Genomic DNA, 11,258 nt, shown 5'->3' with positions numbered 1-11,258 from the left:
CCATGGATATTCTGGAGCAGGCAGAAAGTGACGTACTGGCCTACATGGCCTTTCCCAGGGAGCATTGGCGGCAAATTCATTCCACCAATCCGTTAGAGCGCTTGAATCGGGAGATCCGCCGACGTTCGGATGTGGTAGGGATATTCCCGAATCGAGAATCTGTCATCAGACTGGTCGGTGCCATTTTGATCGAGCAGCAGGATGAATGGACAGTCGCACGCCGTTATTTCAGTCTTGAATCCATGGCCAAAGTCGTCCAAGGAGAGCAACTCCCCCTTGCATCCACTACGCTCTTGCAGAAGTAAATCTAGGTCATGCAGTAGAAATCGATTTTACACCACTTGACGGGACACTACCGAGTCTACGACAGTTGCAGATGGTGGTGGAGAATCAGCAACGGCTGAAACGGACGACAACGACAGTAATGCGACTACTACGGCAAAAATAAAAAAACTCCTTTTGAATCTTTTCATTTTCATTCCCTCCAATTTTACGCGGATCTTCACCTATCCCGTATTAGGGGATATTGGAGATAGAACTACATTACCAGACATATCTATTAATTACCAGTAAATTTTTAGATAATCTGGATTACAGTATCCAGTACCCTAGAACCCCGCCAATGCCCGCAAGGATGAACAGAACGCCTCCAATGCGAGCAGACACAACATAGAGTCCGGACGGTTCGGTTGCATCATGTGATTTCCAACTTTCGATGATGGCCCAAACAATCGACGGCCGTATGACCATTAACAACCCTAAAATAATAAGAAGCAAGCTAATGAACCCCATAAGAACGCCTCCTGACGATCGTAACTACCCCTTTAATAATAAAATACGAAAAGAGTGTTCTTGGATGCAAGATTTTTTCCAGAATCTTTCGACAAATCATCTGCATGGCGGAAACAAATCCAGGTGCAAGCAAAATGGAGCATCGCCTCGTAGTTCTCCACTTCTTCTCCCAACGAACGAGCAGTCGGCGAAAACGGTTGATCCAGGAGTGGGTTCGTTCGACCATCCAGCGCTGTGCCCGGTATCCCGGAATCAGTTGAAGTAATCTTCTCCTGTCCCATAGTGACATGATCTCAGAACAGTTACACCGTGACATTAACACAGACGAATTACAAATTTTCAAATGCGGTGTTGACACCGTCCAGCAAAACATGGTAATCTCTTATCAACCCGCATTATACCGACTAAACTGATTGGAATTATTAAATATGTCCACCAATTATTTGGAGACTTTCTGCCGCTCCCGGAGCGGGAATACGGAAAGTCTCCTTTCATTTTTTAATGGAGAAGAGGAGGCATTGCCATGAGCAAACAAGTGCTGGATCACCAGAAGTTTTCGCCGATGCGCGAAAAATTCATCTGGCCGTTGAAGAAACGGCCACCTTCCTGAACCGCGTGTTCGGTCAAGGATGATCGGCCGAAACGACGCTTAGCCAACGTGTTTGACTCTCGGTTTCCTGCATTTATTCTTTCCAAGATTGGGAGTGGCCCAGATGAGCAACATTCATTCTTCTCTCACCGCAAATCAACCGGCGGGATTAACCTATGACGATGAGGTGCTGGCAAACCGAAAACCCGATTATCCGGTGCATCCCCTCATTCTGAACAGGTGGTCGCCGCGAGCCTACGCGAACATCCCGGTTAGCGACGAAGTGCTGTTCACGGTGCTGGAAGCGGCGCGGTGGGCGCCTTCCGGCGGCAATCAGCAGCCTTGGCGCTTCTATGTGGCCCGCACGGCGGAAGAGCGTGAAACGTTCCTGTCGTTTATTCTGCCTCGCAACCAGTTGTGGACGCGAAACGCGCCCGTTCTGCTGCTGATTGCCTCCCGGAAATTTCGCGACAGCGGGGAACCGCTGAATACGCACGCCTTTGACGCGGGCGCGGCATGGGCGACGCTTGCGCTGCAGGCGCGGCTACTCGGCTTGTCCACCCGGGCGGTCGGCGGCTTCGACCAGGAGCTTGCCCGGAAGACGCTGCAGGTGCCGGAGTCGATTGCGCTGCACGCGGTTATTGCGCTCGGGTATCGAGGCCGCCTGGACAAGTTGGACCCGAGCTTCCATGAGCTGGAACAACCGAATGGCCGGCGGCCGATTGCGGATAGTCTGCTGCCGATCGCGCCGCCGCCCGGCCATCGGCCATAACCGAGGCGATCGCCGCGTTGAAGCGGAGATGCGCTTCTCGTCCGGGAGTAAGGATTGACATGTTGTAGAAGCGGATGGATGAGGTTTGGAAAAAAACGGGCAGACACCAAGATGTCGACCGGTTTGCCGGAGACTTACCAAGCGCACGAGGCCGCGCGGCTGTTGGTAAGTCTTTTTTCTATCCCCATTAAAATTGCGATCGAGGAGCGTGAATGATGTGGCAAAGCCGCATACGGAAGTGGAATTCGGATGGTTTATCCCGACGACGGGCGACGGCAAGCACATCGGCGTCAAACCGGAACGGGAATCAACGGGGGAATACATGATTGAGGTGGGGAAGGCGGCCGAACAGGCCGGTTTTACGTTCGCGTTAATCCCAACCGGCGGTTCCTGCATTGATTCGTGGATCGTCGGATCGCAGATCGCGGCGCATACGAAAATTTTGAAGCCGCTTGTCGCTTTCCGGCCCGGTCTCATCGCGCCGGTGCTTGCCGCCCGGATGGCGGCGTCGCTCGACTATGTGTCCGGGGGGCGGGCTCTTGTCAACGTCGTGACGGGCGGGGCTCCTGCCGATCTGATCGCCACCGGCGACTCGCTGGCGCACGATCATGACGAACGCTACGAGCGGACCCGGGAGTTTCTCGAAATCGTGAAGGAGGTATGGTCGCGTTCCAAAAGAAACAACGAACAATTTCTCGCCGCCAATTCTTCCTATGGCTCGGCCGAGAAGCTGGTTTACAAAGGCAAGCATTTTCAGCTCGACGGCGGCGCAAGCCTCCCGCCTCCCGTGCAGGAACCTCACCCTCCGCTTTACTTCGGCGGCAGTTCGGCGGCCGGCAAACGAACGGCCGCAGAGACAGCCGACGTATACCTGATGTGGGCGGAACCGCTCGATTGGATCCGCGAGCAGATCGAAGAGGTGGAGACGCAACTCGCCGAGTTGAAGCGCGAGAAAGGGATCGAGCGGACGCTGCGCTACGGCCTCCGCGCCCAGGTGCTCGTGCGGCCCACCGAAGAAGAAGCGTGGCGGGAGGCGTGGGACATCATCAGCAAGGTCGAGCCTGAAGCGATCGAGCGGTCGAGAGCCCGCTTCAATCATACGGATTCGACGGGCCAGAAACGGCAAAACGAGTTGCGCGAGCAATCGCGTAACCATGACTTCCTGGTCGCCCCGAATCTGTGGGCGGGGTTATCGACCGTTCGCGGCGGCGGCGCGATGCTGTTGGTCGGCACGCCGGAGCAGATGTCGGATAGGCTGCTGGAATACGTCGATCTCGGCATCTCGTCCTTTATCCTGTCGGGTTACCCGCATCTGGAAGAAGCGAAGATAACGGGAGAACTACTGCTTCCGCTCGTGAAGAGCAAGCTGGCGCAGCGCGAAGGGCGAAATCCGCTTCCGTATCATGAGACGGCCTGATCCGGAAAGGGGACGTTCAACCGCGTCGCCGTCATGGACCCGCGGCCAGGCACGATCCGCGGGCGTCATTGCGGCCGGAGTTGGCAGACAGCTACGGCATTTAACGATATTCGAGACGGAGAGGTGTTACCATGAATCGTACGGAAGCGATCACCCGTCCCGTTTTGACGAAGGACACCGGAGCCGGCTTGCCGTTGCCGGAGTCGCAGCGCGACCGATCCGCCGGCATCCGGTTGAAACGCCTAAATAAACGGAATGTTCTGCTTCGTGGCTCGTTGTTACCCGTCGCCATCCTGACGGTCTGGCAAATCGCAGGCATGCTGAATCTGATCTCCGAGAACCTGTTGCCTGCGCCGTCGGCGATCGCCCGCTCGTTCGCGGACCTTATCGTTTCCGGCGAACTGTTCGGTCATTTGTGGATCAGCCTGTACCGAGCCGCCCTCGGTTTCCTGCTGGGCGGAGGTCTGGGGTTATTGCTCGGCTTCGCCGTCGGTTTGTTTCGGCAGGTGGAGGAGATGGTCGACCCGACCGTCCAGATGTTGCGCATGATTCCGCATCTGGCGATTACGCCTCTGTTTATCCTTTGGTTCGGTTTCGGTGAATTTTCGAAGGTGCTGCTGATTGCCAAAGGCGCGTTTTTCCCGCTGTATGTGAACACGTTCCTGGGCATCCGCAACGCGGACGCGAAGCTTTTCGACGTGGCGCGCATCCTCGAATTCAGCCGGTGGAAGCAGATTACGCGGCTCGTCTTGCCCGCCGCGCTGCCGAACATTTTGCTCGGTCTGCGCCTGTCGCTGGGCGTGTCCTGGCTGGGTCTCGTCGTTGCGGAACTGATGGGTTCCAGCGAAGGCATCGGTTATTTAATTATGGACGCTCGCCAGTTCTCCCAGACGTCGATCGTATTCGTCGGCATCATCATTTTTGCCGTCGTCGGCAAGGCGACGGATTCGTTCGTCCGTTATCTGGAGCGGCGGCTGCTCCGTTGGCGCGACAGCTTCAACGGATAATCCCCGTTTTGCGGAAGAGAGGGAATGCAGGATGCGCAAACCGAACCGTCAGCTTCACCTCAATTTGTTCGTTGCTCCGATGGGCCATCATGAAGCGGCCTGGCGCCACCCGGACACGAACGTGAACCAACCGTTTGATTTCGCTTATTTCCGGCGGATCGCCGCCAAAGCCGAGGCGGCCAAGCTGGACTCGCTTTTTTTCGCGGACCGGTTGTCGGCGAGCCCCGGCATGGTTCGATACGGCGCGGCAGGCGGTTTGGAGCCGCTGACGCTGCTGACGGCGCTTGCGGTCGTCACGCGCCGAATCGGCCTGATCGCAACGGTATCCACCAGCTTTAACGAACCGTTTAACCTGGCGCGCCGGTTCGCTTCGTTCGATCATTTGTCCGGCGGACGCGCCGGTTGGAACATCATCACTTCCGGCACGGACGAGGAAGCGCAAAATTTCAATCTCAACCGGATTATGGACCATGCGGAGCGATACGAGCGGGCGCGCGAATTTCTCGATGTCGCAACGAAATTGTGGGACAGTTGGGAAGAGGATGCGCTTATATGCGATCAGCAGGCGGGCCTTTACGCCGATTCCGCCAAGGTGCACGAGATCAACCATAAAGGCCGGTTTTATTCGGTGAAAGGGCCGCTGAACGTATCCCGCTCCCCGCAAGGGCGGCCGCTGTTGGTGCAAGCCGGATCTTCGCGGGACGGCAGACGGTTTGCGGCTGAATTCGCAGAGGCGATCTTCACGGCGCAGCAGACGTTTGAGGATGCGCGGCATTTTTACCGTGATTTGAAGCGGCAAGCGGAACAATTCGGCCGCTCTCCGGAGCATGTGATCGTTCTGCCCGGCATTTGTCCGGTGATCGGGCGCACGGAGGAGGAGGCTTTGGAGAAGCAAGCGGAACTGAACGCGCTCAGCAATCCGGCGCATAGTCTGCTCATGCTGTCGAAGCGCGTGGGATTCGACCTGTCGGGATACCGGCTTGACGACCCGTTCCCCGATCTCCCGGTCGAACAAGTGAGAGGTCATGTCAGCCGGACGGATTTGATCGTGCGGCTGGCTCGCAGCGAGAATTTGACGCTGCGGGAAGTGCTGCACCGGTTGGCTGGCGGACGAGGCCATCGGACGATCGCGGGGACGCCGGAGCAGATCGCGGATTTTATCGAGCATTGGTTTACGCATGAAGCGGCTGACGGCTTTAATGTTATGCCTCAGATCATGAACGGGGGATTTGACGATTTCGTCGATTTCGTCGTTCCGGAGTTGCAGCGCAGAGGATTGTTCCGCACGGAATACACGGGCGCAACGCTGCGCGATCATTACGGCCTGCCTGTCCCGGCCAACCGGTTCAGCAGGGAACACGCGCAAGGGCTGTGACGGATAACGGCAGGATCAAAAAGGCAGCGGGAAAACCGCTGCCTTTTTGTATGTCCCGTGCGATAAATCCGTTTATGGCTTCTTCGCTTTGAGTTCATTTAGCGCCTGCTCGACGAATTTGCTCTCCAGCACCTTCGACGTGTCCAGTTGTTTGTCGATCGCGCCGACAGAGTACAGGAAGTCGGCTTGTTCCTGATGCGCCTTGGCGAACTCCGGCGTGATCGGGGAGAGCAGCGGTTCGGCATTTTTCAATACGGTCGCCACGATCTCCCGGTCCAGCTTCTGCGATTGGGCCAGATCGTCGGTCACTTCCTCGATATGCGAAGTAAAGTAGAGGCGGGCTTCTTCGTACGCCTTCAGAAATTCGACGGTCAGATCGGGATGGTCCGTCAGGAACTTCGTGCGGGCGATAATAAAGCTGGGAGCGTTAATGTTCAAGTCTTGGCCGGAAACGAGAATTTTGGCGCCCGTCTGAAATACCGCAGTTGTCGCATACGGTTCCCAAATGGACCAAGCATCTATCGCGCCGGTGTCGAGCGCCGGGCGCGCTTCGTCGGGTTGAAGCTGAATGACTTTGATATCGTCGCGTTTTAGTTCGGCTCTGTCGATCGCCAGATAAAGGAAGTTATAAGCGCTGCTGCCTTTGGCGACGCCGATTTTTTTGCTTTTCAAGTCCTTTAATTCCTTGATCGGGCTGTCTTTTGGAACGACGATCATATTGCCTTTCTTGCCGTCGGCCGTTACGGCTATCGCACGGAAATCAACGTTGCCGACTTGTCCGGCAATAACAGGCGTTCCGCCTACGGCGCCAAAGTCGATGCGGCCTGCCGCCAACGCTTCGAAGTGCGGGGGGCCGCTTGCGAATTCGTGCCACTTGACCTCCGCATTAAAGGGGGCCAGCGCTTTTTCGAAGAGGCCTTTCTCGCGGGCGTACGGAAAAATTCCGGTTTTTCCTTGAACGCCGATATGGATGACGACTTTTTCCCGCGTCTGTCCGTTCGAAGTGTCGCTCGGCCGACTGCTCGGAGGTTTGTCGACGGAACCGGGGGCGTGTGTGCCGGTGGCTGCTCCTTGGCCGCAGGCGGCCAACAGCAAGACGAGAATAGCGCTAATCAAAGTCGCGAGCGTGCGTCGCCCGGTTGGTTGGGTTGCGTGTCTCATTCGGTTTTCCCTCCGTAATCCCATTCAAACGATGGTTTGCAAGACAGATGTGCGGATACATAAAAAAGCAAAAACGCCGTTAAGCGAATGGTTCGGTAATCACGACCACCTCCTTCGGTAAACGGAAAACATAAAGCCTCCTGGCGTTCCGAATCGTTTCGGAGGTCAGGAGGCCTTTGGCGAACCAATCGGCAATTTACTGTTATTGGTAGACAGCATAACATCATTAATCCCATTATTCAAGTAGGAATAGTAATGTTGGCGAAACGTTTTGCACACGGATGTCCTTCATGATGCCGCAAGAAAAACAAGCAGCCGGAAACGATCCGGCTGCTTGTTTTTCTTGCGTTTCGGCGCCTCGCCGGCGATTGCCCGGCTTGCCGAATGTAAAGCCGTTCACACCCGGAACCGGGAGACGATCTCGTTTAATTCCTGGGCCGTTCGGCTCAATTCGGCGGAAGCCGAGGAGATTTGTTCCAAAGAAGCAAGCTGCTGTTCGGTCGCAGCCGTTACTTCCTGGGCACCCGCCGATGTCTCCTCCGAGATGGCGACCGTTTCTTCCATCGCTGCGGAAATTTCTTGCGAACTTGCGGCCATCTGCTCGGAAACGACGGATGCTTCCTGAACCTCCCGTTCCACATGGCGCACCGATTCCAGAATCTCAACGAAAGCTTGATTCGCATCGAAGGCGGACTTCAAGCCGTTTTCCACTTCCTGGACGCCGGAACGGATCGCTTGGGCGACTTTGCTGGATTGAAGCGAGATCCCCTCCAGAAGCTCGGCTACGCTATGGGCCGACTGCTCGGATTGAGCCGCCAGTTTCTTCACCTCTCCTGCAACCACGGCAAACCCTTGCCCGGCTGCTCCCGCTCTTGCCGCTTCAATGGAGGCGTTCAGCGACAGCAATTGGGTTTGGGAGGCAATTTCCCGCATCAGGCCGACAATGCTTCCGATTTCGGACAGCCGTTCGTATAACTTGTCCATCATCTCGGAAGATTCGTTCGAGGCCTGATGGACAGTTTCCATCTGACTGGACAGGCGCTGCAAAAGCTGGCTTCCCCGTCCGGCTCTTTCGGCTGTTTGCTGAGACGTGGAGTGCATGACTTCCGTCGAAGCGGCCAAACGTTGAATCGCTTTCGCCAGCTCTTCAACTGCGCGGGAGTTGGATTCCGCTCCTTTAGCCTGGTTATCCGCTCCGGCAGCGATATCCTGAATCGCTTTCGTAACTTGCTGCGCCGCTTGCGTCGATTGTTCGGCGCTGGAGGCCAGATCCTGGGAGCTTGTTGCGACTTCCTTCGCGCTGAGCGCAACCGTCCGGATCAATGAACGCAAATGGGACGCCATCTGCTGGAAGGCCGCGGACATGCTTCCCAGTTCATCCCGGCTTCGAATGACCGGAATGTCTCTCGTCAAATCCCCGTCTGCGATCAGCTGCGCGGCGGCGGTCATCTGGACAAGCGGTTTGGACAGGCGGGAAGCGAGATAAAGCGCTAGTCCGATCGCTGCGGCCAGCGACACGGCCAGCGACACCATAACGATCCGTTGCGCATTTTCGACTGTCGCCGTGTTTTCCTCGCTCGCGATCTCCATCTGAGTCTGTTGAAAGGCGGCGAGTTCGTCGCTTTTGGTCCGGATATCCCGGCTGAGCGGAAACAAGTGGTCGGTCGCGTAGCGCAACGCCTGTTCGCGAGACGTCTGCATCAGACGGACCATTTCCGATTGGGCTTGCTTTATTTGTTCAAGGTTTGCCTGCATGTCCTGCAGCAAACGTTTGTTGGCTTCCGTTTGCACCATGGAGGCCCCTTCTTGAATCGAGTTCGCCAATTGACCCACGGCCTCGTTCACTTTATCCATAGCGGCCGAATCTTGCGTGAGCAGGTAGTCGCGGGTGCTGCTGTTGATTTGGGTCGCCTTAACCTGCATTTCTTTCGCTTGAAGCAAGATCAGCACTCTCCGGTTTACAAGATCCGAATAACTGCGGTCTACGACTCCCATCGACACGTACGCGATAATACCCGCAGCGCCAAGCATGACGGATATACCCAGAAAACTGGCAAGTAATTTGATTCGGATTGGGAATTTCATGATGCCTTTGCGCTTCCTCTCTGCTATTTTATACTAATTTCCTTTTTATCATATCAAAAATTGCCGAACATTGTCATCGTTCAATTTTGGCGCCATTCTGCGTTAAAGGAGAAAAGCTTTAAGTTCCCATCGGCATCGGGTAGAATCGAAGCAGAAGATACTGGGAACAAGGAGCGGTCCATTGAAAAGAAAACGGATTACCGTTGTATGGAAGTTCGGCATGGCGGTTGTTGCTCTAATCGTGGCGGGCGGGCTGATATTCCCTACATGGACGCCTCGAATCAAGGGTGACCATAGCATAAGTACATTAGGGCAAGTCGAAATCAATGGCACTGGGCACGAAGTGATGATTAGGGGAGTGGACCGGCGCAATCCGATTGTGATTTTTGTACATGGCGGTCCGGGTTGTTCCGAAATTCCTTACGTGAGGAAATATCAAGACTTGCTTGAGGAGAATTTTACGATCGTCCATTACGATCAGAGGGGGAGCGGGAAATCGTATCATTTTTTTGAGGACTACTCCAATTTATCGACAGACTTGCTCGTGGACGATTTGTTGGCGTTGACCGATTATATCACAGAGAAGCTTGGGCAAGAGAAGGTGCTGCTGATCGGCCATTCGTACGGCACCTACATCGGGATGAAGGCCGCGGCTAAAGCGCCCGACAAATTTGTTGCCTATATCGGCATCGGGCAGGTGGCCGATCCGGTGAAAAGCGAAACGGACAGTCTGGCATACGCCGTAGAGCAGGCGAAGCTTGCCGGCAACCTAAAGGATGTGGAGAGATTGGAGCAGCTTCGGGAATCGATCGAAAAGGGCGAACGGATAACGCCCAGAGATTTGATTCGGAAATACGGCGGCGCCGCCAGATTGATCAACGAAAACAGAGATTATGTCATGGGGTTTCTTTTTGCTCCCGAGTACAATTGGCTTGATGTGATCCGTTATTTTAGAGGGGTTTCGGTGTCGCAAGACATCTTGCTGGCGGAACAAGCGAGGAACAATATCGTGGATGCCGTCGGCCGATTGGATATTCCCTGTTATTTCGTGATGGGAAAATACGATTATATGACTTCCGTAAATGCGGCAAGAGAATACTTTGACGCGCTGGAAGCGCCCGTGAAAGAGTTTGTCCTTTTCGACAAATCCGCTCATTATCCGCAGTTCGAGGAGAAAGAGCGATTCGCTGAGTGGTTGAATAAAACTTGGAGCGAGCTTGCGTCTTAACCCCCACAAATCAAAGGATTTGCCGAGAAAATTAAACATCTTCGCCGGACCCCGTTGTATCGCGGACAGGATATCGTATAATGAGTCCACCATACGTTCAAACGAACCAAAATCCGGAGGGAAGTTCGCCATATGTTCGGGGTCCGGACATGCCGTCATCATCGGGACGGTCGGCAAAAGCGCCGTCATCGACCGGCTGATCGAAGAAGGCAAGCTGGACGCGGGCGACCTGGCCGGCAAGCGGGAAGCGTTCGTCATCCAGACGAGAACGTGTTCGAGCTTCTGCTGCGGCTGAAGGCGAACTACCTCTGGCCCGCGATATGGGACAATACCTTCTATGAAGACGACGAGCTTCCGCCGTTCGACAATTACACCCGCGAACGCCGGTACGTCGACCTTTTTAATAAAGGGACGGAGCCATTCGCATGTAAGGCCGTCGGCGATTCCGACTGGATCAAGCTGAGTATGACGGAAGGCGTGGTCGTCCTGCAAAAACGGCTGTGGGTGGACATCGATTGGGACGCGGTACCGAAGGGTGAACGAATCGTCGGAAACGTGACCGTCACAAGCTCCTGCGGGACGGAAGCAACCGTGCGCTTGAGCGTCTTCAACCCGGCGGAACCGGAACGGGATTCGCTGGCCGGATTTATCGAGACGGACGGGTGCATCTCCATCGAAGCGGAGCATGATACGGGACGGAAAGAGGCGAACGGAGCGGGCTGGCGGAAAATCGGCGACTACGGCCGCACGTTGTCCTCCATGGCCGTATTCCCGGTGACGGTGCCGAGGGCCAATCCGCCCGAGCATTCGCCATGTCTGGTAAACGTTAAAA

The 11,258-nt window shown here is 55.4% G+C and carries 10 protein-coding genes and 2 pseudogenes; 8 read left to right on the top strand and 4 right to left on the bottom strand.

The window, feature by feature from the left end:
* On the top strand, positions 1-305 hold a 305-nt coding region (locus FE781_RS14790), incomplete at its 5' end, for a transposase (protein ID WP_211346373.1).
* 286 nt (positions 306-591) lie between these two features.
* Here the strand turns inward: FE781_RS14790 and FE781_RS18100 are convergent.
* A complete protein-coding gene (locus FE781_RS18100; protein ID WP_019004694.1) occupies positions 592-792 on the bottom strand; it encodes a DUF6199 family natural product biosynthesis protein in 201 nt (66 codons plus the stop codon).
* Positions 793-824: 32 nt separating this feature from the next.
* Positions 825-1,039 (bottom strand): annotated as a pseudogene (locus FE781_RS14780) (hypothetical protein); the annotation flags it as partial.
* 466 nt (positions 1,040-1,505) lie between these two features.
* Here FE781_RS14780 and FE781_RS14775 point away from each other — a divergent pair.
* From FE781_RS14775 to FE781_RS14760, 4 genes are all read left to right on the top strand, one after another.
* Positions 1,506-2,153, top strand: coding sequence for a nitroreductase family protein (locus tag FE781_RS14775; protein WP_138790396.1), 648 nt, complete (start codon positions 1,506-1,508; stop codon positions 2,151-2,153).
* A 217-nt stretch (positions 2,154-2,370) separates the two neighbouring features.
* Complete coding sequence (locus FE781_RS14770) at positions 2,371-3,570, top strand: LLM class flavin-dependent oxidoreductase (protein ID WP_138790403.1); 1,200 nt, start codon at positions 2,371-2,373, stop codon at positions 3,568-3,570.
* A 131-nt stretch (positions 3,571-3,701) separates the two neighbouring features.
* A complete protein-coding gene (locus tag FE781_RS14765) occupies positions 3,702-4,577 on the top strand; it encodes an ABC transporter permease (RefSeq protein WP_138790395.1) in 876 nt (291 codons plus the stop codon).
* Between the two features lie 31 nt (positions 4,578-4,608).
* Complete coding sequence (locus FE781_RS14760) at positions 4,609-5,952, top strand: LLM class flavin-dependent oxidoreductase (protein WP_138790394.1); 1,344 nt, start codon at positions 4,609-4,611, stop codon at positions 5,950-5,952.
* A 72-nt stretch (positions 5,953-6,024) separates the two neighbouring features.
* On the opposite strand, the gene FE781_RS14755 is transcribed toward FE781_RS14760, so the two are convergent.
* Both FE781_RS14755 and FE781_RS14750 read right to left on the bottom strand, forming a co-directional pair.
* Positions 6,025-7,113 (bottom strand): aliphatic sulfonate ABC transporter substrate-binding protein, encoded by a 1,089-nt coding sequence (locus tag FE781_RS14755; protein WP_138790393.1) that lies wholly within the window; start codon positions 7,111-7,113, stop codon positions 6,025-6,027.
* A gap of 396 nt (positions 7,114-7,509) precedes the next feature.
* Entirely contained in the window at positions 7,510-9,198 is a 1,689-nt protein-coding gene (locus tag FE781_RS14750; protein ID WP_138790392.1) for a methyl-accepting chemotaxis protein, read from the bottom strand.
* Between the two features lie 220 nt (positions 9,199-9,418).
* Between FE781_RS14750 and FE781_RS14745 the strand changes: the two genes are divergently transcribed.
* The 3 genes and pseudogenes from FE781_RS14745 to FE781_RS18195 form a co-directional block, all read left to right on the top strand.
* Complete coding sequence (locus FE781_RS14745; RefSeq protein ID WP_138790391.1) at positions 9,419-10,426, top strand: alpha/beta fold hydrolase; 1,008 nt, start codon at positions 9,419-9,421, stop codon at positions 10,424-10,426.
* A gap of 19 nt (positions 10,427-10,445) precedes the next feature.
* Positions 10,446-10,721, top strand: a complete 276-nt coding sequence (locus tag FE781_RS17885; protein ID WP_246068195.1) for a hypothetical protein — start codon at positions 10,446-10,448, stop codon at positions 10,719-10,721.
* Positions 10,697-11,233, top strand: a pseudogene (locus FE781_RS18195) (glycosyl hydrolase 115 family protein); the annotation flags it as partial. The gene FE781_RS17885 and the pseudogene FE781_RS18195, both read left to right, overlap by 25 nt.
* Between the last annotated feature and the right edge of the window lie 25 nt (positions 11,234-11,258).

It is taken from the genome of Paenibacillus thermoaerophilus, from assembly GCF_005938195.1.
In the GTDB taxonomy this organism is placed as follows: Bacteria; Bacillota; Bacilli; order Paenibacillales; family Reconciliibacillaceae; genus Paenibacillus_W; species Paenibacillus_W thermoaerophilus.
This window is presented reverse-complemented; position numbering and strand designations above follow the sequence as displayed.